The organism is Enterococcus sp. R12, from assembly GCF_058135755.1.
In genome coordinates this window covers 291411-314107 of record NZ_CM176874.1, presented here as the reverse complement: position 1 = coordinate 314107, position 22697 = coordinate 291411, and the positions used below count along the sequence as shown (strand labels likewise).

Annotated in this window: 19 protein-coding genes; 7 read left to right on the top strand and 12 right to left on the bottom strand. The window is 45.3% G+C overall.

Features of this window, described 5'->3' with window-relative positions; translation table 11 throughout:
- The first annotated feature begins 54 nt into the window (after window positions 1-54).
- The 4 genes from acnA to ACTW1R_RS01505 all read left to right on the top strand — a co-directional run bounded on the left by acnA (window position 55) and on the right by ACTW1R_RS01505 (window position 5598).
- Window positions 55-2751 carry an aconitate hydratase AcnA gene (acnA, locus tag ACTW1R_RS01520; protein WP_271814693.1) on the top strand — a complete coding sequence of 899 codons (2697 nt, stop codon included), beginning with the start codon at window positions 55-57 and terminating at the stop codon, window positions 2749-2751.
- Window positions 2744-3994: an NADP-dependent isocitrate dehydrogenase gene (gene icd, locus ACTW1R_RS01515; protein WP_016609201.1), complete on the top strand. Its 1251-nt coding sequence runs from the start codon at window positions 2744-2746 to the stop codon at window positions 3992-3994. Before acnA ends, icd begins: the two co-directional genes overlap by 8 nt.
- 104 nt (window positions 3995-4098) lie before the next feature.
- Window positions 4099-4953, top strand: coding sequence for a helix-turn-helix domain-containing protein (locus ACTW1R_RS01510; RefSeq protein ID WP_271814694.1), 855 nt, complete (start codon window positions 4099-4101; stop codon window positions 4951-4953).
- A gap of 105 nt (window positions 4954-5058) precedes the next feature.
- A complete protein-coding gene (locus ACTW1R_RS01505) occupies window positions 5059-5598 on the top strand; it encodes a biotin transporter BioY (protein WP_005227150.1) in 540 nt (179 codons plus the stop codon).
- 90 nt (window positions 5599-5688) lie between these two features.
- Here the strand turns inward: ACTW1R_RS01505 and ACTW1R_RS01500 are convergent, their stop codons facing one another.
- The 6 genes from ACTW1R_RS01500 to ACTW1R_RS01475 form a co-directional block, all read right to left on the bottom strand.
- Window positions 5689-6255: a nucleotidyltransferase family protein gene (locus ACTW1R_RS01500; protein WP_271814696.1), complete on the bottom strand. Its 567-nt coding sequence runs from the start codon at window positions 6253-6255 to the stop codon at window positions 5689-5691.
- 30 nt (window positions 6256-6285) lie between these two features.
- Window positions 6286-7035, bottom strand: coding sequence for a 3-oxoacyl-ACP reductase (locus ACTW1R_RS01495; RefSeq protein WP_489927378.1), 750 nt, complete (start codon window positions 7033-7035; stop codon window positions 6286-6288).
- Complete coding sequence (locus tag ACTW1R_RS01490) at window positions 7032-7253, bottom strand: DUF2829 domain-containing protein (protein ID WP_005227147.1); 222 nt, start codon at window positions 7251-7253, stop codon at window positions 7032-7034. The genes ACTW1R_RS01495 and ACTW1R_RS01490 overlap by 4 nt, the downstream gene beginning before the upstream one ends.
- A gap of 85 nt (window positions 7254-7338) precedes the next feature.
- The gene (locus ACTW1R_RS01485) at window positions 7339-8232 is read right to left on the bottom strand and encodes a metallophosphoesterase (protein ID WP_005227146.1); all 894 of its coding nucleotides are present in this window, start codon (window positions 8230-8232) and stop codon (window positions 7339-7341) included.
- A 1-nt stretch (window position 8233) separates the two neighbouring features.
- Window positions 8234-8611, bottom strand: coding sequence for an iron-sulfur cluster biosynthesis family protein (locus ACTW1R_RS01480; protein ID WP_271814700.1), 378 nt, complete (start codon window positions 8609-8611; stop codon window positions 8234-8236).
- Window positions 8612-8626: 15 nt separating this feature from the next.
- Window positions 8627-9196 (bottom strand): GNAT family N-acetyltransferase, encoded by a 570-nt coding sequence (locus ACTW1R_RS01475; protein ID WP_005227144.1) that lies wholly within the window; start codon window positions 9194-9196, stop codon window positions 8627-8629.
- A 107-nt stretch (window positions 9197-9303) separates the two neighbouring features.
- On the opposite strand from ACTW1R_RS01475, the gene ACTW1R_RS01470 reads away from it, so the two are divergent.
- Both ACTW1R_RS01470 and ACTW1R_RS01465 read left to right on the top strand, forming a co-directional pair.
- Window positions 9304-9756, top strand: coding sequence for a YueI family protein (locus ACTW1R_RS01470; protein ID WP_010748630.1), 453 nt, complete (start codon window positions 9304-9306; stop codon window positions 9754-9756).
- Window positions 9757-9770: 14 nt separating this feature from the next.
- Entirely contained in the window at window positions 9771-10190 is a 420-nt protein-coding gene (locus ACTW1R_RS01465; protein ID WP_010748629.1) for a hypothetical protein, read from the top strand.
- 220 nt (window positions 10191-10410) lie between these two features.
- On the opposite strand, the gene ACTW1R_RS01460 is transcribed toward ACTW1R_RS01465, so the two are convergent.
- Both ACTW1R_RS01460 and gshAB read right to left on the bottom strand, forming a co-directional pair.
- The gene (locus ACTW1R_RS01460; RefSeq protein ID WP_271814702.1) at window positions 10411-12057 is read right to left on the bottom strand and encodes a LysM peptidoglycan-binding domain-containing protein; all 1647 of its coding nucleotides are present in this window, start codon (window positions 12055-12057) and stop codon (window positions 10411-10413) included.
- Window positions 12058-12960: 903 nt separating this feature from the next.
- A complete protein-coding gene (gene gshAB / locus ACTW1R_RS01455) occupies window positions 12961-15225 on the bottom strand; it encodes a bifunctional glutamate--cysteine ligase GshA/glutathione synthetase GshB (protein WP_271814241.1) in 2265 nt (754 codons plus the stop codon).
- Window positions 15226-15471: 246 nt separating this feature from the next.
- Between gshAB and ACTW1R_RS01450 the strand changes: the two genes are divergently transcribed.
- Window positions 15472-15840, top strand: coding sequence for a BlaI/MecI/CopY family transcriptional regulator (locus ACTW1R_RS01450; RefSeq protein ID WP_005227140.1), 369 nt, complete (start codon window positions 15472-15474; stop codon window positions 15838-15840).
- A gap of 281 nt (window positions 15841-16121) precedes the next feature.
- On the opposite strand, the gene ftsY is transcribed toward ACTW1R_RS01450, so the two are convergent.
- The 4 genes from ftsY to rnc are packed head-to-tail and all read right to left on the bottom strand — an operon-like array spanning window position 16122 to window position 22530.
- The gene (gene ftsY, locus ACTW1R_RS01445) at window positions 16122-17411 is read right to left on the bottom strand and encodes a signal recognition particle-docking protein FtsY (protein ID WP_271814239.1); all 1290 of its coding nucleotides are present in this window, start codon (window positions 17409-17411) and stop codon (window positions 16122-16124) included.
- 1 nt (window position 17412) lies between these two features.
- Window positions 17413-18231 (bottom strand): Cof-type HAD-IIB family hydrolase, encoded by an 819-nt coding sequence (locus ACTW1R_RS01440; protein WP_271814238.1) that lies wholly within the window; start codon window positions 18229-18231, stop codon window positions 17413-17415.
- A 12-nt stretch (window positions 18232-18243) separates the two neighbouring features.
- Entirely contained in the window at window positions 18244-21822 is a 3579-nt protein-coding gene (gene smc, locus ACTW1R_RS01435) for a chromosome segregation protein SMC (RefSeq protein WP_270276555.1), read from the bottom strand.
- A gap of 15 nt (window positions 21823-21837) precedes the next feature.
- Entirely contained in the window at window positions 21838-22530 is a 693-nt protein-coding gene (rnc, locus tag ACTW1R_RS01430; RefSeq protein WP_005227136.1) for a ribonuclease III, read from the bottom strand.
- Between the last annotated feature and the right edge of the window lie 167 nt (window positions 22531-22697).

The following is a 22697-nucleotide window of genomic DNA, read 5'->3' as shown; positions in this document are numbered from 1 at the left end:
AACGTATAATTATTCCTAATAAGTACGTTTATCTTCGTAAAAAGGAGGATTCTTATGAAGTGGCAATCTCAACTCACCGTCAATGATACGCAATACACGTATATTGACTTAGCGAAAATCACCCAAGACTTAGGGGCTGATTTATCTCGCTTGCCCTACTCCATTCGAGTTTTATTGGAAAGTGTTGCTCGTCATCAAGACGAGGAAATTACAGAGGATTATTTACCATTTTTAGCGAACTGGCAGGCAGAAACCCCTACTGGTGTCGTGCCATTCAAACCAGAGCGGGTCGTTTTGCAAGACTTTACTGGGGTACCCGCAGTCGTTGATTTGGCTGCCATGCGGGATGCGATGGTCGCTTTAGGCGGTGCCGCAGAAGACATCAATCCTGAGATTCCCGTCACACTCGTCGTCGACCACTCTGTGCAAGTCGATCAAGCCGGTACTCCTGGGGCGATCGCTTTTAATACGGAGCGGGAATTTGAACGCAATGCAGAACGCTATCAATTCTTGAAATGGGCGCAAGGTTCTTTCGACAATTTCGAAGTCGTTCCACCTGAAACAGGGATCATTCATCAAGTCAACATCGAATCGTTGTCTGATGTGATCTTGCAAAAAACACACGAAGATCAACGACTGCTGTTTCCTGATACATTGCAAGGAACCGATTCTCACACCACGATGATCAACGGCTTGGGGGTTCTCGGTTGGGGGGTTGGCGGTATTGAAGCGGAAGCTGCGATTCTTGGCGAACCTTCTTTCTTCCCTACGCCTGAAGTCATCGGGGTGAAATTTATCAACGAGATGCCTGCAGGTACCACCGCCACCGATTTAGCACTAAAAGTAACTGAAGTGCTGCGGATCGAAAAAGTGGTCGGAAAATTTGTCGAATACTTCGGTCCTGGCTATCGTCATTTAAGTTTAGCTGATCGAGCAACGTTAGCAAACATGGCTCCCGAATATGGTGCGACTTGCGGTTTTTGCCCGATTGATCAAGAGACCTTGAACTACTTAGCAACGACCGGTCGCTCCAGCGAGCTGATCGAACTCGTTGCCGCTTACGCCAAAGCCAACCATTTCTTTTATGATGAAACGATCGTGCCGACCTATACTAAGACGATCACCATCGATCTAGCAGAAGTTCAGCCAGCATTAGCGGGCCCTAAGCGCCCGCAAGATCGGATTTTGCTTCCAGCAGTCCGTCAGGATTTTGAACAATCGGTCACGGCTGCCGTCGGTCCCAAGGGCTTTGGTCTTTCAGAGGACGAATGGCAAAAAGCAGCCAGCGTTACCTGGCCAGATGCTGCACCTGACAAATTAGTGACCGGCGATATCGTCTTGGCGGCGATCACTAGCTGTACGAATACTAGCAATCCCTTCGTCATGCTCTCGGCAGGCTTATTGGCTAAAAAAGCCATTGAAAAAGGTCTGACAGTCTCTCGTACGGTCAAAACCTCCCTTGCACCTGGCTCCCAGATCGTGACCACCTATTTGCAAAACAGTGGTTTGCTGCCGTATTTAGAGCAACTCGGCTTTTATTTAGTGGGCTACGGTTGTACCACCTGTATCGGAAATTCAGGTCCTTTAGAAGCGCAGGTCGCTGAAGCAATTGAGGCAGAAAATCTACTGGTGGCATCGGTTCTGTCAGGCAATCGAAATTTTGAAGGAAGAATCCATCCACAGATCAAAGCCAATTATTTGGCTTCACCGCCATTAGTTGTTGCCTATGCCATCGCTGGCAGCATTCGCAAAGATCTCACAAAAGAACCGTTAGCTATCGTCAATGACGAGCCGGTGTATTTGTCTGATATTTGGCCTAGCAATGAAGAAGTCAATGCTTACGTTCAAGAGTACGTCGGACCAGAAGCATTTCGCGCTGCCTATGAGCATCTTTTTGATGCCAATGAACGCTGGAATGCGATCGAAACCACCACGAGCGCATGTTATGAATGGGAGGAACAATCCACCTACATCGCTCATCCGCCCTACTTTGAAACATTGACCAAAGAGTTGCCTAAACCAGATGTCTTAGCTGATCTGAAAGTCTTGGCAAAATTGGGTGATTCCGTCACCACTGACCATATTTCTCCTGCTGGCAGCATCAGTATGGATTCTGCAGCTGGAAAATTTTTACAAGAAAAAGAAGTTCCGTATCGTGAATTCAACTCCTTTGGTTCGCGACGCGGCAATCATCAGATTATGATGCGGGGGACTTTCGGCAACATCCGTCTGCAAAACCAGCTAGTGCCTGGCAGTACTGGCAGTGTCACGCATTATTTTCCAACTGGGGAAACCCTGTCGATATTTGACGCAGCTATGAATTACCAAAAAGCTGGTCAAAGCTGTATCATTTTAGCTGGTAAAGATTATGGCATGGGTTCTTCTCGCGACTGGGCCGCCAAAGGAACACAATTATTAGGCGTTAAAGTCGTCTTAGCAGAAAGCTTCGAACGAATCCATCGCAGCAACTTGGTCATGATGGGGATCATTCCGCTTGAATATCTTGCTGGTGAAAGTGCCGCATCGTTTGATTTGGACGGCAGCGAAACATTCTCGATCGCTTTGCCAGAAGAGCCAGTGGTCAAGCAGCTGATCGAAGTCAGTGCGCAACGGATCGACGGAGGGACTGTCTCCTTTATGACCCGCCTGCGCTTTGATGCCCCTGCAGATATTCGCTATTGGAAGCATCAAGGAATTTTACCGATGGTCATTCGAAAAAAAGCTGAATTAGGAGGAACTGCCCATGCCTAACCAAACAACCCATGAAGCAACGACGATCACCATTCCTTACATTGCAGGAGACGGCATCGGTGCCGAGATTTGGCAGGCTGCGCAACCTGTGATTGATGCCGCTGTAAATAAAGCCTATGACAATCAACGCCGCATCGAATGGCTGGAAGTTTTAGCTGGAGAAGCCGCCTTTGAACAGACGGGGGAATGGCTGCCGCAAGCAACCATCGATACGATCAAGGCTCAACAATACGCCTTAAAAGGACCGTTGACTACCCCAATTGGCGAGGGCTTTCGCTCCTTGAATGTCACCTTGCGGCAAACGCTGGATCTTTATGCCTGTGTCAGACCTGTTCGCTATTTTACAGGGGTCCCTTCGCCTTTAAAGCAGCCAGAAAAAACCGATATGGTGATCTTTCGAGAAAATACTGAAGATGTTTATGCTGGCATCGAATTTGCCAAAGACGACGACGCAACGCAGCGTCTGATCCAGACATTGCAAGCAGACTTTGCTGTCAAGGCGATTCGTTTTCCTAAAACTGCCGCTATCGGCATCAAGCCGATCTCTTTAGAAGGCAGTCAGCGCTTGATCGCTGCTGCCATTGAGTATGCGATCGCTCAAAAGCGGCCCACGGTGACACTGGTGCATAAAGGCAATATCATGAAATTTACAGAAGGCGGCTTTAAAAACTGGGGCTATCAGCTTGCAGAGACCACATACGCCGACCAGTGTTTTACAATGAATCAATACAACAAAATCAAAGCAGAAAACGGCTCAAAGGCAGCCGAAGCCGCCCTTGCCTCGGCAAAAGCGGCTGGGAAAATCGTTGTTAACGACGTGATCGCAGACAACTTTTTACAACAGATCCTTTTGTATCCAGAAAAATTCGACGTCATTGCCACTTGTAATTTGAACGGCGACTACATTTCTGATGCACTTGCTGCACAAGTCGGCGGCATCGGGATCGCCCCCGGTGCCAATATCAACTACGCTACTGGGGCAGCCATCTTTGAAGCTACCCACGGAACAGCACCGGATATCGCAGGACTTGGCAAAGCCAATCCCTGTTCGCTGCTGCTGTCAGCGTGCATGCTTTTAGAACATTTGAACTGGCCAGAAGCAGCTCAAATCCTAACACAAGCCATTGAACAAGCCTTGCAAAGTCAACACGTCACTGCCGACTTCGCGCAGTTGATGCCAGAAGCGGTCTGTTTAACGACACAAGCGTTTGGTGAACACCTCCTTCAGTTGATCCATTCGTAAACTCAAGCTGTGATTGAGTCGGCATTTGCCTGCTCAATCACAGCTTGATTGCGTTTTCACCTTTTGAGAAACTATACTTAGAGCATGAAAGGGGGAATTCATTTATGAGTGAATTCAACATGAGAAAAATCGGTCAGCAGATCGCTGCCAAACGCAAAGAAAAAAATCTGACCCAAAGCAACTTGGCCGACCAGTTACTTGTCAGCTATCAGGCGGTCAGTAATTGGGAGCGGGGCAACTCACTGCCGGACATTGAAAAATTGCCGCAGCTAGCAGCGATTTTAGACCTATCCATCGATGAGCTGTTAGGGAAGCCAGCAGCTGCGGTGCAACATTATCAAGCGGGAACCGCACAGCCAGAAGAAATCGCCGAACTAGCTCCGCTGATCAAACCGCAAGAATTGTCAGCGTTGATTCAAGAAGAACCGTTTCAAGAAACTTCTTTAGATTTAGACTTATTGCCTAGGCTAGCACCTCATTTGACCAGCGCAGACTTGCAGCACCTGCTAAATGGTGCCGAGAATATCCCAGAAGAGGTACTGGAAGAACTCCTGCCGTTTTTGAAAAAGCCCCAAGTAGAAGAGCTCCTGAAAGGCAAGCACTATTCCATGGCTTTTTGGGAAGAGGCGGCGCCCTTTTTACCCCCCAACTTTTTGGCGGGAGAAATCAAAGGCTGGCTTGAAAATCCTGACTTCCGCTTTTCTGAGATTGAAGAACTGCTGCCCTTTTTACCTGCGCCGTATCTGGATGAACTCCTGCTGACCGCCCTGGAACAGCCAAGCGTTGCCGCAGCAGAACGCTTGGCTTATGATGAAATCGAAGAACTGCTGCCGTTTCTAACAGAAGCAACGATCTGCCGGCTCGTTCAAGCACTGCCCTTCTCAACAGATGAGCTGGAAGAGATCGCCCCTTTCCTCTCCTCAAAGAACTTGATTGTCCTTTTAAAAAAAGGACACTAAAAAAACAAGATTCTTCTTTACTTTTGGTAAACCACCGTTTATAATTTCGTTAACCAAATAAATTAATTTTAGGTTAACGAAATTATTATTAGAGAGAAGGATTCGATGAAATTATCATTACGTGAACAAATCCATGCCGCTTTATTTGCGATCATTATTGCTGGTCTTTCCCAACTGACGATTCCATTAGGTTTGATCCCATTGACAGGACAAACCTTTGCGATCGGGTTGGCGGTGACTTTCCTCGGCACGCGAACAGGAACGATGGCGATCATCATCTACTTGCTGTTAGGATTGATTGGTTTGCCCGTTTTCGCTGGTTTTTCCAGCGGTGTCGGTGTTTTGTTAGGACCAACTGGTGGCTATTTAGTCGGCTTCCTCTTTAATGGATTGCTTACTGGATTGATCGTAGAAAAAACAGCGTTTCGCTACACAGGAGCAGTGATCGGCAATATTGTCGGTGCGCTGGCAACTTTGTTGTTTGGTACATTGTGGCTGAAGTGGAGCACGGGCATGGCATGGCCGGCTGCCTTTAACGGTGGCTTTGTTCTGTTTATTATCCCTGGGATCATCAAAGCCGTTGCCGCAGCTTATCTAGGCATCTTTTTAAGAAACCGCTTGGCGCAACCATTGGCTTTACGTTAATAAAAACACTCGCGTCATATGCAGCGATTCCCATCAGTTAGCTTTTTCGTCTAACTTTTGAAAATCGCCGCATCACGCGAGTGTTCTTTTTTATTTCTTCCCCTCTTCAATCGAGAGCTGCGGCCAAATTTTCTGCCACTGCTTCATCGCTTGGCGTTGTCGATAAACCGCAAGATACTGTTCATTTTGGGCAAAATGCGGTGTTGGACGCACCCGAAAACTGCAAATATCCTGCCAACCAAAAGGCGCCATCAATTCAAGCTTGCCTTGATTCATTCGTGCCGCTACCGCTGTACAACGCTCTGGAAACTTCGTTAAAGCATCGAAGGTGCTTGTATAAGGCGGCTCCTCGGCAAAATTATGTTGGTACATCAACGCTTGGTTTCGAACCTCCCAAGGAAATTCGGGAAACGAACGGCGCAGTTGCGCTTCGATCGCTGCTGTTTCTTCTATGCTTACAGTCGGATCATAAAACACGACATCAATATCGGTTATTGGCACCTCCGCTATTTTCCCACTGAGAAACTCCCATAAATAATTCCGCAGGTACCCAGCACACAGCCAGCAATCCGACAGCTGCAACGCTTCAATGATCGTAAGCAGTTGTCGACATTCACGATTTTTTGCAAACAAGTTCTGGATCGCTTGTTCCTTCATTGGCGTCCTCCTCTAATGGGTTCAGGCTAGTTATTTCAAGGTCCAACCACCGTCGATGGGCACGATCGCCCCCTGCAAGTAACTAGCTTGCGGACTGGCAAGAAAAAGGGTCAGCGCTGCAACTTCTTCTGGTTGCGCCCAACGCTTGACTGGCGTCTCTTCTGCCACCCATTGCGCCATTTTCCCGTCACCCGCAAAATCAGCCGCATTCATCAGCGTTTGAATCGCACCTGGCGCGATGCCCTTCACCGAGATCCCTTGATCTGCAACATCTAATGCCAACTGTTTGGTAAACCCGACGATCGCGTGTTTTGCGGTTGTATAGGCGATCCCGCCACCACCTGCGACCATTCCAGCGATCGACGCCATATTGATGATCGTTCCGCCGCCATTGGTTTGCATCAGCGGCAAAATTTCTTTCGTTAAATAAAACATGCTGGAGACATTGGTTTGAAATATCTCCTCCCACTCCATTGACGTCGTCTCAGCAATCGTATGATAGCCGTCAAGTTTTCCTGCTGTATTTAACAAGACTGTGATACCGCCAAAGTGCGTCACACAAGCTTGGACCGCTGCAAGACAATTTTCTTTCACCGCTAAGTCACAACATGTGCCGAAAAAGCGGGGCTGGGCTAAAAGCGAATCAGGAAACGATTGGCAGTCAACACCAAATACTTGAGCGCCTTCTGCAAGAAACGCCTCTGCTTGCGCTTTACCGATGCCTGAAGCAGCCCCTGTGACAAACACAATCGTTTTGTCATCGATCCACGATGCCGTCATTCCACGATTTTCCAATCTTCCGCAAGAATGTCGCAAACAGTCGGTGCGAAACTCGAGAATCCCTCATCCGCTGTTTTGATCAAAAAGTAAGGGGTGACTGGGGCATTGTCGTACACTTCGCCTTCAACGAATGTCACATAAAGTTCAAAGCCGCCCCAACCTTCACGAATGATTTTTTTGCCGGCTTTTAATTCTGGTAAGATTTCTTCAAATGTCATGATTTTTCTCCTTTGTGTGTTTCTTCTAATGGTTTAAATTGCTTGGAAATTCAATCACGAAAACAAGCAGGACTCGTTTGCTGCGCTAATACGGCAGCAGCGTGATCGCTTGCGCCAATTCCTCTACAAGATGCGCCGTTTTATAGTCCTCAAATGTCTCATGATGGTTTCGCAGCAGCGTCCGAACTTTCGTTGGAGAATATGCTTCTGCTAAGTGATTTTCCAAAACGAAGCGTCGGGTCAACTGCCATTCATAATAGTAGCCGAAGGGACGGCAATAGTAGCTGGTTCCCGCAAGTTCTTTTTTCTCAAAGCGTCGATGGGTATGCCCAAAGACGACTGCCCGCACATTGGCGTACTGATCGATCACTGCGCCAAAATCAGGCGACCCCAAAAACGCATTTAGGTGGTTCCAGCGGGCGTACTTGCCGGTCTGCCGCACAATAAACGCTTCTTGGGGCACAAAATGCGTAGAAAGAAGAATTTCTTGGTCTTGCGGCAAATGGGCCAATGTTTCCGCTAAACGCTCATTGATGGCTTGGCTGATCCCCTTATCCGATCCCTTTCGTTGAATCATGCGGTCATACCAAAACAAATTTTTCAGCCGCAAGATCTCAGCTTCACTGGTCAGATCAGAATATTGGTAGTCATACCAGCCATTGATTCCCAACAGCAGTGTTTTTTCTGATAAGCGATACGTCTGAAAATTAAGAAAGGCGGGATCATCGAAAGCCTCGATCTCTTGTTCCGTCAAGTCCACCATTTCATGATTGCCCCAGTGAAAGGTCGTTGGCACCTGTCGACTTTGAAAAAATGCGACCACGTCTAATAGCCGTTGTTTTTTATTCGCCACATCTCCTGCCAGATGTAGATGGGTCACCTGATTTTGCTGCAAATAATCAGCGATCAGCTGCAGATGGGGATCAAATAATTGGTTGATATCGACGTGCAAGTCGCTAATAACCGCCAGCGTGCCCATCTCAGCGGCCCGCCGTCTGCTTTTCGATCCGTAACAATTGGACATCGTTAGCTAAGATCCCGCTATTTCCCACCAATTGCAACCGTTGATAGGTCGGTTCCACCTGCATCCGAATCTGTTCTTCTAAATACACCTGAGCCCCTTGCTTCAACCAAATCGTGCCTAAGGGTGTCGTTAAAGGGGTGTCGTAGATCGCCAATCCTTCTTCTGGATAGCTTTGCGGCACGATGATCAGGCGAAAATGGATGTCCAAACGGCAGGTGATCTCCGTTGCAGGAAACGGACCGACGCCGTCTTCAAAATCCAAATAGAGACGATCATCTGGCTGCACATAAGGGGTTATTTTTTCAATTGCTGCTGGCTCAATGTTCAGTTCCATGACGAGAGCCCTCCTTTACATGATACGTTTTTTCCATTCCTCCAGGGTGATGCCGCGCGTGACTTCATCGATGATTTCTTCACCCGATTTGCGGGCAGCTGGGATTGTTGCTTCCAATTTCATCCCAATTTTCTCCATGACCCGTCCAGACTTGGGATTTCGGGCATCATGTCGAGCAAAAATTCGAATCAATTCGAGTGTTTCAAAACCGAAATGCAGCAATGCCATTGCCGCTTCTGGCATGATCCCTTGCCCCCAATAATCGCGACTTAATGTATAACCGAGTTCAGCGATCTCTTTTTCTGATTCTACCCGCAAATCGATGGTCCCGATCATTTTGCCTGAGTCTTTTTCTTCGATCGCAAATTTTCCTAAGGGTGCAGCAACAAAATACTCGGCAATACGCAGTTTTGTTTCTTCAACCGACCCATGTCTAGCAAAGACGAAGGTCGTCGTTTCTTCATCATTTGCATAGGCAAACATGTCCGCTGCATCTGCCAAGGAAACAGGACGCAAGAGCAGCCTCGGTGTCTCCAACCGTTGATTTTCTGCTAACAATAGCAAATGTCGTTCTTTTGTTGTCATAGGATCCCTACTTTCTGTCAATACTCTCTCACGATCGCACCCCTCTTTTGCTATTTGCTGGATATGCTATAATAAGCATAAGTAAACGCTTTGAGGAGGATACTTCAATGTCAGACGAATTAGAAAAACGCCTTGATACAGGAATGTATGGGACGCCTCGCGTCAACCCAGATGAACAGCGCAAGTATTTAGGCACGTTTCGTGAACGGTGTTATCTTAGTATGACAGTAACAGAAATGAAGAAGAAGGACAACCAGAAAACGCTCTTGAACGCCTTACCAGATTATCAAGGAGCGCTCGTGCTGCTTAATGGAAAATTGCCAGAATCGATCCAGACCGATTACATCACTTTACTGACCAAGCAACAGATGGAATTTCGGATCGTCTCCGATGCCCAAGATGCCGGTCCAGACAGTATCGGCTTGCTGATTGCTGGGAAAGAAGCCGTCAATGAAGACGTCATCGATATCGAAAAAAAATTCCCTGCAGCTGCCGCTCCATCGGATAAAGAGCAGGAACAACCAGAGAAAACGTCATTTTGGAAACGTCTTTTCCATTAAAAGGAGGAACTATCATGGAACAATCAACACCGCCCTACCTTTCATTAAAGAAAGAACTGCTTGATGCTTTGGATCTGCATATCGATTTGTTAAAAACGGCACCCACGATCGAATCCAGCCATCTAGATGGCGTATTGTTCATGATGCGCAGCTTGGGTTTTATGCTGGATCGCGCTCCGAAAGTACTCCTGCTGGAGGATAAGAATGAAATGAACTTTATGATGTTTCAATATTATAGCCTCCTGTCGGAACTGAAGTACAATCTGGTTTTAAACTTTCCCTACGCCTCGATTCAAGGCGTACCGTTATTAACCTTGATCCAACGTTTTCCTACCACGTATGAAAAAGAAATGAAACAATGGTGGGAAGCCCGAACGGGTCTCAAGGTGGAAGAAACAAAACAAACGATTGAGATCGCTGCTTTTGAAGGATAAGAAGATAAAGAAAGGTTCACGATACTTCCTGCAGATAGAAAGTACTGGATATAATAGATTGCTAATGAAGCGAACCATAAAGCAGGACGTTAACGTATTTCTCATGATTTCTTCAAAGAAAAACCAGTCAGAGGCAGTTTCTGACTGGTTTTTATTAGTTTTAAGTTGTATTCTTATTAATTTATATGAAACATCAAAGAATCAACTTAACTTTTTTTATTTAGTAAAAATCAACTGTAAAACCAATTGGATCTCCATTTGCATTTAGCGCTGGCCGAATAACAAAGCGTGTAAACTCTAAAAACTTCCCTTCAGCCCATAAAGAATATGCACTTGCACTCGCTTCTGCACTAGTAGCTGCAAAAATGCCGCTATTGCCCAGATTGACTGGAATATTCACATCTGTTTCGCCATCGCCAGAGCCATCTTCTCCGCCATCTACATCTGTACCGCCACCATCGGTTCCGTTATCGCCACCGTCTACGTCTGTACCGCCACCGTCGGTCTCATTATCGCCGCTATCTACATCTGTACCACCACCATCGGTTCCATTATCGCCGCCGTCTACATCTGTACCACCACCATCGGTTCCGTTATCGCCGCCGTCTACGTCTGTACCACCGCCGTCGGTTCCGTTATCGCCGCCAGTTCCATGGCTTGATGTACCAAACTCAATGTAAATGTAATCACCTTCTGGATAAACAGCGTAGCCCTTGACTACATCAGGGTAATTCTCACGCAGCCATGCGGAGGCTTCTGTTGTGTTTAAGAATGGACCGACCCGCAGTTGTGTATAATATGAATTTTCATAGACAACGGTAATCGTAATTTCACGATCAATTGCTCCACCGTTATCTTTATTACCAACACCAAATTCAATATAGATATAATCACCTACAAAATGAACTTCATGCCCCTTAACTACTTCTGGATAATTTTCATGCTTCCAAGCAGTAGCTTCCTCGTTACTTAGGAATGGTCCGACACGTAGACGAGTATAATATGAATTCTCATAGACAACTTCAACTACAATTTCACGGTCAGTCGCGCCTCCATTATCAGGTGTCGGAATATTGAACTCAATATAGATATAGTTTCCTTCTAGATAGATTTGTAGGTCTGAAACTAAGCCAACATAGTTTTCAAGCAGCCATGCCGCCACTTCATCGGTAGTTAAGAATGGTCCGACACGGAGGCGTGTAATTTCTTCATTTTCTGCAACGACTGTCACTTCAAACTCTCGATCAGCTGGTGGATTAGTGGAACCATTATCTCCACCTGAACCATTATCCGTTGCTGGTGGTGTTGGCTTTGTGGAGCCATCTCCTGATCCATTATCTGTTGCAGGCGGCGTTGGTTTTGTGGATCCGTCTCCTGATCCGTTATCTGTTGCTGGAGGTGTCGGTTTTGTAGAGACATTTGATCCATTATTACTGTTTCCAGGATTTGTATTGCTTCCTCCCCCAATTGGTTTGGTCGGATCAATTTTGTCAGTATCTTGAATCACTGCTTGACTAATCGCATTCCCCTCTGCATCCTTTAGAGAAACCACATTTCCATCGAACACTAATTTGTTGCCAGCATAAATCAAGTCAATATTGTAAATATTATTCCATTGTGCTAGACGTTCGATCGTAATATTTGTCGCTTTACTGATGGCGCTAAGTGTATCACCCCAAACAATCGTATATTCATTCCCAGTAATATCAGCTTTGATTTGTTCGGGTGTTCTGGCAACCCATACGCTTGCAGAAATAGGGGATGCTGTTTCTTCTGATGCCGAAACTTGATTTGATAACGCACCAGCCGTAAAAATTGTTGCTAGTAATGCCAACGTTTTAACAATCTTACCATTAAATTTTTTCATTCCGTACTCTCCTTTTTTGTAATGCTATTATATTCAACTTATTACACACCATAACCTGATTAAAATTTCAGGATGGATCTGTATAATAAATTTAGTATACTTATCTACGCAGAAGGGCTCTTGTGAATCATAGCCCGTTGAAAGACAGAAAAGAGCGGCTAAAGAAAAAGTGATTCCTCGGTTAGAAGCACTAAAACCATTGATTTAAGCCTACGAAAAAAGCCTGCACACTGAATGAAGAACCGACAAAGCACTGTCAAACATTCGCAGGGATCGGAAAAAATCATCCATATCCTTTGTGTACCTATAAGATGCTGCCAAAGGACCGTTCCACAAATTCTTAAAGCAATGCGCCTATGTTTAGGAGTCACCCATCGAACCACAATCAGTTTCGGCTATAATACCTGCCTTACTTCCAAATAACTTGAACATTGAGTATCGATTCAACTCCGTTTCCGATGATGAACTTTCATTTTTGATTCAATTGAAAACAATCTTTGCGCTTCTTTTGTCAATAACAAAGTTAAGAGAACCCGTCTGCCTTTGCCGCTTTTTTGATGCCAACCATTTTGTTATATGTAAAAGCATAGTTGAAAGACAATATCTATGTTCATATCTTTTTATACATGTTGACCTAATTTAGCGACTCTTCAAAAAACGATAGTTATTTAATCGTGTATAAAAAAACTAGAACTTCCTCTCTTTAGATTACCAAAAATACAATTATTTTTCCAGTATTCATATTAAAATAAATATTTTTTGATAAATAAAGACAAAAAAAGAGGGAATTAACTATTGTGCTAACTGTCAGATCAGGAATCAAACAACGATATAAAAAAAACTGCACACTTTGAAAGGAACTCTCCTTCCAAAGTGTGCAGTTCTTTGCTTTTTGTACTTCCATCAGCTCTCGAAGACTTCAGGGAACAACAGGCGTAAAACAGACATAGTTAAGCGTCGGCCTTTCCCGCTGTATGGATAAACGTGCATATGCATCGCTGGGTTGAAATTGGCTTCAATGATTCCATAAGCCCCCGGTTCATTGGCTGGCTTGGTTTTATCTGGAATAATCAGATCGATTCCGCTGATAGATGCTTGTAATGCGGCTACCGCATCGACTGCTACTTGTTTGTAATCATCGTTGAAGTCATCCGTCACATCGATAGAATCACCGCCAGTACTGATATTCGAGTTTTCTCGCAAATAAACGATCTGCCCCTCTTCGGGTACTGAATCCACTTGATACCCTTGCTCTTTTAACATCAGTTGTTCCAGTTCCCCTAATTGGATCAGCTCTAATGGGGTCCGATGATGGGTGCCGCGCAATGGATCGAGATTTTTCTCTGCGACGAGTTCCGTGATCGTGCGCTTGCCGTCACCCACGACATTGGCAGGGATACGTAGTAAAATCGCATCGACTCGCCCATCGATCACGAAGAACCGATATTCCGTCCCTGACAAAAAAGTCTCAACGAGGATCGAATCATCTTCCGCAAAGGCAATGGCGACCGCCGCTTGATAATCCGCTAAAGAGGCACCTTCTTTGAAAATCGAGATACCGATCCCATAGTTGGTGGTTTTCGGTTTTACCACAAACCCGCTGTGGGCAATCTGAGGATAAAACGCGATCGCTTCTTCTGCCGAAGCGAACTCAGCGCCACTTGGTACATGAAAGCCATTTTCGGCTAAGATTTTTTTAGTGACCGTTTTATTCGCCATGATCAATGGGACGATGTACTGATCCTTACTGGTCATATTGGCATTTTTAACATATTCGATGTGGTCTTTCACGGCTAATTTCAAGAATTGATCCGTTTCATCCAGTACCGACACTTCGATTCCTTTTTGGATCGCATCGAACAAGAGGATCTGGGTCGACAATTCCATTGCTCGAAAGCCAGCTAATTGATATGGTTTTTCCCAAGCAGCTTGATGATACTTTTGTCCCAGCACTGTTGCTGTCTGGGCTTGACTGGTTGCTTGACTTGCTGAGAAAAGACGTCCCGCGAAGGTTCTTTCTGGTTCAGCCAGCATTTCTGAAAGCAGATCCAAAAATGGTGGATGCGGCAGCTCAAGGGCTTGGGCAAAGTCCATCATTTCAGTAATCAGCGCTTGCGCTTCTTGCTGATAAGTCAAAGGTGCAAGCGGATGTTCTAATGCGACCTGATCATTTTTCTGATTGCCCTCTTCGATCCACGCATCCGCATCGCTGCCTTCTTCTTTTGTACTTAAAAACAATAAGAAGAAATGCAAGAATGCGACTTGCTCTTTGGAAATCCCATAGCGGGCAAAGGGATCGATGTCAATATTTCTTAACTCAATATAACGGATACCCGCTGAGGCTAAATCTGCGACCCGTTTTCCCCCACGTAGACGCACTGGCGCATAAAATTCTTTTTCTTCTGAAAGCTTTCCCGTCTCCACTAATTTGGCAATATCTGCAAGATAGGTCTCTAACGAAGCGTAAGATACCTTGACGTCTTCGTGATTCGTGTACCCATAGCGGCTATTGCGAATACTGCGGACTGGTTCTTGCGGTCCGTTTTCTGTCGTAAAATAATTGGCTTCTGAAGCAGGAGTCGCCCCAAAGAAATACGTCAAAAACCAGCGATAGTGCAAATAATTGCGAGTTACTTTCAAATAAAGTGCCGTTTTAAACGTCTGGAAGCTTTCCTTCGTTTCAGACAAAGCATACAGCTGTTGCAAAAAGTCTTCCGCAAATTCGAAATTGAAATGAATCCCACTGACCATTTGCTTGCGGCGACCATATGTTTTAGCTAAATAGCGGCGGTAGAGCACATCTTCAAATTGGTCTAATTTAGCAATGACGATGTCTTCTTCTTTTTCTGGTAAAGCCGGTGGCATACTCAATGGCCAGAGCATTTCTTCTGCTGACATCGAACGATACGCTACATCATGAATAGCCCCTAAAAAACGGAACAATTCATCCACGGAATCAGCGACGGGCGTAATCAGTTCCAGTTGGTTTTCGGAAAAATCCGTTTGGATATACGGATGGAAGCGCCGATTGCCTAACGTTTTAGGATGATCGGTACCTGCAAACGTCCCATCGAGCCGCACCCGCTGCGCTTCACGCTCAATCCCGTAGCGTCCTTTCAATAAATAGGGAAAAAGCTCTTTATGTGATAACAATGTTTTTATTTTCATTCGACTGCCCTCTATGTTCTTCTACTAATTTTTTTCTCAAATGCTATTTCTTTCCATCTATTATAGTGAAAACTGGTGAAAAATGCAGAAATTTGCTCCTCACTTGTAATATCTCTTACTAAAATTACCAAGAATTTATAAAATACTTGAATAAATTTGATATTTACCTTCAAAATAAAGTATACTGCTTATAGAACAGTAAATTATTATGTCCATATTACTCTTTTTTGAAAGGAAGAATAGTGAATGAAGCCACTTAATCTTACCAAACGCGAACGTCAAATCATGAATATCTTTTGGAATTCAGACAAACCTCTTTCTGCAAATGACATTGCTGTCCAACAGCAAGATCTAAGCAAGAATACCATTCAAGCAGTCGTACGTAAACTAAAAAACCACGACTTATTGAAAGTAGCGGATATCGGCTACAGCGGTACTGTTTTGACTCGGTTGTATTCTCCGAATGTGACCCAAGAAGACTTCTTAGCAGCAGAATTGTCTGATCAATCTTTATTGAATTTGATTACGAACTTTATCGAAACCAATAAAGATATCGATACATTGAACAACTTGGAAAAAATGATCACTGAGCGCCAAGGGGAACTTAAGAAATAATCTTTCCCTACCGTTGAACTCGTTGTATTCTGCCTGATACTTCCCAAAGTTTTTAGACAGTGCAGAAGAAAACGAAGTCTTCAAACTGCTTTTCCTGGTTTTTGGCAAAGTCGTGCATCGCTGTACCCACATTTGCCACGCCAAGTGTTCTCAGCTTTACGTCACAAGTCAAGCTCGTGGAAAGAGACGACGACCCGTTTTCTCTTCCCTTTGATCTCACAAAAGCAACAATAAAGGAGAGCCATGTGTAGGTGTATCACCTAACACAGGGCTCTGTTTTTTTATTCTTTGATCAAGCCTTTGAATAAGCCAACGACAAATTCATTTGGATCAAATGGTTCTAAATCATTGATGCCTTCTCCGAGTCCCACTAATTTGACGGGCAGCCGCAGCTCGTTACGGATCGCCAAGACGATCCCCCCTTTGGCTGTTCCATCAAGTTTGGTTAAGACGAGGCCAGAAACATCCGTCGTTTCTTTAAATTGTTTTGCTTGATTCATCGCGTTTTGACCTGTTGTTGCATCCAACACGAGCAGGACTTCATGAGGGGCCGTTGGGTCCACTCGTTGAATGATCCGTTTGATTTTTTCTAGTTCGTTCATCAAATTGACTTTGTTTTGCAAACGACCCGCTGTATCTACTAATAAAACGTCAGCATTTTCTCGTTTTGCGCGCTCCATCGCATCAAACACGACTGCTGCTGGATCGCCTCCTGCATTGCCACGAACGACTTCAACACCAGCCCGTTCACCCCAGACCACTAATTGATCGATGGCACCGGCACGGAAAGTATCCGCTGCAGCCAATAAGACTTTCTTGCCTTCGGCTTTGAATTGGTGGGCTAATTTCCCGATACTGGTGGTTTTTCCAACACCGTTCACGCCAACAAATAAAATGACGGTCAGCCCTGACTGCATATTCAACTCGTTGACTTCACCGACACCCGCTTCCCCATATAGGTCAACCAATTTTTCGATGATGACATTTTGGACATCTGCCGTTTTCTTCACATTACGTAGTTTGACTTCTTGCCTCAATGCATCCGCGATTTTCATCGCCGCATCAAAGCCGACGTCTGCGCCGATCAGCGTTTCTTCCACTTCTTCGAAGAAGTCTTCGTCCACCGTACGGAAGTTGGCAAACAATTCGTTCATCCGTTGCCCAAAGGTTTTCCGTGATTTCGTCAATCCTTTGGTGTATTTATCCTGCACGCTTTCCGTTTCTGGCGCTGGTTGAAGGATTGGTTCAGAAGCTGGTACTTCCTCTGATGGTATATCCTTAGCCACTCCTTTTGGAATACTTGGTGCTTCTTCTTTATTCGCTGTCGTTGCTTCTTGCTGCAGGGACACTTCAGCAGTTTCTTGCTCTGCCTCCAAATCACTGGAGTCGGCGGTTTCTGCAGGTGCCACTGGTTCTGAAGCGCCTTGTTCAGCAGGAGTTTGTGCTGGCTGGCTTTCTTCTGAACGCTGTGCCTCTGGTGAGTCAGCATCGACTAACGGTTTGTCGGTTTCTTGCTCTGCTTCTTTGGTTTCTCCAATCAGCGCTTTTTTGATTTTGTCAAAAAATCCCATCTTACGCACCTCCTTTTAAGACATATTCTTCAATCACTGCTGCCACACCGTCTTCTTGGTTTGAAACGGTGACAACGTCAGCCGCCTCTTTAATGATTGGCACGGCATTGGCCATCGCTACGCCAATCCCTGCATAGCGAATCATCGGCAAGTCATTTTCTTCATCACCGATCGCCATCACTTCTTCTTGCTTGATCCCTAAATCTTGCGCCAATAGGCTGATACCATAAGCTTTGGTGATTCCTTTAGGCATAAATTCCAACAGGTTATTCCGGCTTTTGATGATTTCATATTTCTCGCGGATCTCTGAGGAAATCTCAGGGATCTTAGGATCCAAGACTTCCTGATGGTAGGCGATCACCGCTTTATTATAGAGCATCGATTCATCAAGATCAGCTACGGCAAAAGGACGACAATCCAATAAAGGATTTAACGAGCCATAAATCGATGGATGCGCTGCTGAAGTGGGTAAACTCAAGACGATCTCTTCGGATACCACGTCTAGAGGCAAATTCAAGTCTTCCACTACTGAAACCAATTCATGGATATCTGCCAGCTGCATCGCTGCTTTTTCAATGATCTCGCCAGTCTCATTTTTTTGAACCAAACCGCCGTTAAAGGTGATGCTATAGTCGCCGGGTTCTTTCAGCGATAATTCTTCTAAATAGGGACGGATCGCCCGTAATGGACGTCCCGTACAAATGACGATTTTTACGCCTTGTGCTTTGGCACGAGCAAGTACCTCTTTGTTGCGAGGAGTCACTTCTTTTTTGTCATTCAATAACGTTCCGTCTAAATCGATCGCAATCAGTTTAATCATATCATTCCTCCTCTATGCTTGATCTGCTGCAAAACTACCGCCTTCACGCACTTCTTCTAAGCGCACGGACACGGTCTTCGACACTCCAGATTCTTGCATGGTCACACCATACAACACGTCTGCTGCCTCCATCGTTCCTTTGCGGTGAGTTACGACGATAAACTGTGTATCATTTTGGAAAGCACTCAAGTAATGACCGAAACGAGAGACATTGGCTTCATCCAATGCTGCTTCCACTTCGTCAAGCACACAAAACGGTACTGGACGAACTTGAATAATGGAAAACAATAACGCAATCGCTGTCAGCGCCCGTTCGCCCCCTGATAGCAAGCTGAGGTTTTGCAATTTCTTGCCCGGTGGTTGGGCTTCGATCTCAATCCCAGTGTTCAATAAATCTTTCGGATCTGTTAAGACTAATTCCGCATGACCGCCGCCAAACATATTAGGAAATACTTGTTTGAATTGCAGACGAATCGCATCGAAGACTTCGCCGAAACGGGTTTTGACTTCTTCATCCATTTCAGACATCGTATCAAACAGCTGTGCTTTAGCCGACAGCAGATCGTCTCGCTGACTCGTCAAGAACAAATGCCGTTGATTGACTTGTTCATATTGTTCGATCGCATTTAAATTGACTGGACCAATTTGCTCGATCGCTTGTTTTAGTTCCTGAATGTCGACTTTGGCTTGTTCTGCATCCTCAATTTCAGGGAAATCTTGCGCTGCCTTTTCAAAGGTGAGATTGTATTCTTCTTGTAAATACAACAAACGATTATCCATCACCAATTCTGCGCGATTTTTTTCGATCTCAACTTCGGTTTTTTCTGACAGCTTTTCTTTTTGCGTTAAGTTTTCAGCACTCAGGGCTTCGTCTAATGCGCCGATTTCTTGTTGAACGACTTGACGTTGTTCACGAATCACCGTCAATTCCGCTGTTACCTGCTGCTTGGTTTTTGTGAAGGCTTCAATTCGCTGAAGAATGCTTTCTTCTGAAAACTCATGATCGCTGACGTTGCTTGTCAAGGCAGCTAACTGCCGTTCTAAGGAGAGTTGACGCGCTTCGTTTTCTTCTAATGCTTGATTCGTAGCGGCAATTTTTTGCTGCAAATGCGCCACTTGTTCTTTTTGAACTGCGAAAGCTGCCTGCAAGCGCGCACTTTCTTGTGCTAAGGTTTGGCGTTTTTCCTCGATCAAGTCTTCTTCGGCATTCATTTGATGAATATCTTGGTCGATTTTCGCCAATTGCGCCGCAATATTCTTTTGCTGTTCTTCCAAGCTCGTCTTCTTCTCATCATATTCCTCAAAGAAGGCTTGCACTTCGCGATGTTCAAAATCAAACACTTGCTGCTCTTGCTTCAAGCGGCTCAGGTCATTCTCAAGATTTTGTAAGCGGCTTTGCAGCTCATGCTCCGTCATGCGAGCCTGTTCTCCTTGCGCCCGCAATTCTTCTAGTGCTGCTTGTGCTTCTTTAGTCGCTGCTTCAAAATGCTGGACTTGCTTTTCCGTTTTTAAAAGCCGCTCATCCAGTTGCGCCGCTTGTGCTGTCAATTGTTGCAGCTCGTTGCTTTGGCTAAACAAACTACCGGCATTTTTCTTCGTTGCGCCACCCGTCATGGAACCGCCAGCATTCATGACATCCCCTTCTAAGGAAACGACCCGATAGCTATAGTTCAATGCCCGTGCTAACGCATTGGCACTTTGCAAGTCTTCGGCAATCAAGATACTGCCTAACAAGTTATCCGTAATGGTTTGGACGTGTTCGGGCGACTGGACCAATTCGCTGGCAACGCCGATAAATCCAGACACTTGCTTGGCTTGATTGCGGGCATAATCTGGCAAATGACGGGCTTTGATGGTCGTCAGCGGTAGGAAGGTTGCACGACCCCCGCGATTTTCTTTCAAATACGTGATGGCTGCTCGCGCATCCCGCTCATTTTCAACGACGACATGCTGTGCAGCGGCGCCTAATGCGGTCTCGATCGCCACGGTATAGTCTTGCGGCACATCGATCAACTCCGCTACTGCGCCAACGATACCGCTGATCTGCTGTTTGTTTTTCAAAATCAAGCGAACGCCTTGATAAAAGCCGCTATAATTTTCTTGAATGTCTTGCAGACTGCGCTGTTTCGCTCGTACCTGCTGCACTTGACTCATTAACTGATACATTTTCTTTTGTTCTTCATCAAAGCGTTTTTTGTTGGTCTGAGCTTTTTCTTGAAGATGGATGTATTGCTTGCGTTGTTCTTCTAAAATCGCTTTAGCCTGCGTCAGCTGCTCTTCCACGATTTGCGCTTCCGTCGTCTTTTCTTTCAACGACGTATTCATTTGCGTCTGCTTGCTTAGCGCCGTTTGATTTTTCGCGGCTTCTTGTTGGTATTGCCGCTCCAAGTATTTCAATTCGTTTCCGATCGTTGCCTGCTCCTGCATGGCTTCGACATATTGGCTGCGCAATTCTTCAATGATTTCTTTTGCTGAACGTTGGTACTTTTCCTGCTCTTGCTGACACGCCAGCATCGCTGCTTCAACTTCCTGCACACTACGATTCTTTTGTGAAAGCAAGCCGATCAGTTCCGTTTTTTCTTCATTTAAAAGTGTGACCCGCTCTGTGACTTCCTCTAAAGTTTCTTGGTATTCGGCAGAGCTTTTTTGCGTATGCTTTGAACGTTCATCCAAGACTTCTTTTTGCCCTTCGGCTTGCTTCAGTCCTTCGGTGACCTCTAAAAGCTGCTGATTCAAACGCTCCAACGTTTCATCAAAAGCAGTACGTTGTTGCCGCAAAGAATGTAGCGACAGTTCCCCTTGGTTGATCTTTTCGGAAATCTGCGCCAGTTCTTGGTTAAAGGTACTCAGTTGAGCTTTGGCTGTCTCCCACGCTTCTTTTGCTTTCGTGATCTCTAAGACCGCATACGCCACATCGACCGTCGTCAATTTTTCTTTTAACGCTAAAAAGCGGTTGGCTGCTTCACTTTGGGCTGCCAGAGGCACCAACTGATCTTCTAGTTCATAAATGATATCTTGTAGACGGCTTAAATTGTCTTCAGTTTCAAACAATTTTTGCTCGGCTTTCTTTTTCCGCTGTTTGTATTTCAATACCCCCGCCGCTTCTTCAAAAATCCCACGACGGTCTTCTGGTTTGCTGCTGAAAATTGCTTCTACCTTGCCTTGGGAAATGATCGAAAATGATTCTTTCCCCAACCCAGAGTCCATAAACAACTCTTGGATATCCTTTAAACGGCAAGCTTGTTTATTTAAGAAAAAGTCGCTTTCGCCGGTTCTTCTCAAGCGGCGAGTCACGCTGATCTCACTGTAATCCATCGGCAAGTAATGATCGCTATTGTCTAAAACGATCGTCACTTCCGCTATATTTAGCGCTCTGCGGGTGTCAGAACCTGCAAAAATAACATCAGGCATTTTGCCACCACGTAGATTTTTGGCAGATTGTTCTCCTAAAACCCAACGAATCGCTTCGGTAATATTGCTCTTGCCACTGCCATTTGGTCCGACGACTGCAGTCACTCGATGTTCGAAATCAATGACTGTGCGGTCGGCAAAGGATTTAAAGCCGGCAATCTCTATTCGTTTTAAATACACTCCGCCAGTCCTCTCTTACTGTTCAAGATCCGCCAAGGCATTCGCAGCGGCGTCCTGTTCTGATAATTTCTTCGATTTTCCTTGTCCTTTTCCGATCAAGGTATCATCGCAATAGACTTCCGTCCAAAAAATCCGTTCATGGGCGGGGCCTGCTTCTTTGATCAAACGATAATTGATGGAAACATCGCCGCCACGCTGCAAGACTTCTTGCAAGCGGGTCTTGTGATCCATCTCATGGGAAAAAGCACCTGCTTTTACTTTTGGAAAGACAACTTTCGTCAAAAAGCCGCTGACACTTTCCAGTCCTTGGTCCAAGTATAACGCACCTAAAAAGGCTTCAAATAGATCACAAAGCAAAGAAGGTCGTTTACGACCGCCAGAGTTTTCTTCCCCTTTGCCTAGACGAATGTATTCATCGAATCGGCAATCTTTGGCAAACATGGATAAACTGTCTTCGCGAACGATTGCCGCCCGTAGCTTCGTCAGCTTACCTTCGGGCAGATCTGGCAATTCACGATACAAATACCGTGAAACGATCAACTCTAAGACAGCATCGCCCAAAAACTCTAAACGTTCGTTATCTGACAAGTGCAAGTTGCGGTGCTCATTCACATAAGATGAATGCGTAAACGCTTGTTCAAGCAGATCTACATCATGGAACACAATATCAAACTTTTCTTTTAGTTCTTTCGTTAATTGTGTATTCATTTGTCACATTCCTTCATTAGTTTATCGACACTTCCCTATTATACTGGTTTTTGCCGAATTATGAAATGTTTCCTCCAAATTCTTGGAAAGACTGTAATAAAATTTTATTTACTTAATCTTCTCCTGTATAAAAAAGCCTGTTTTCCTCAGATACCCGCAAAAAAACA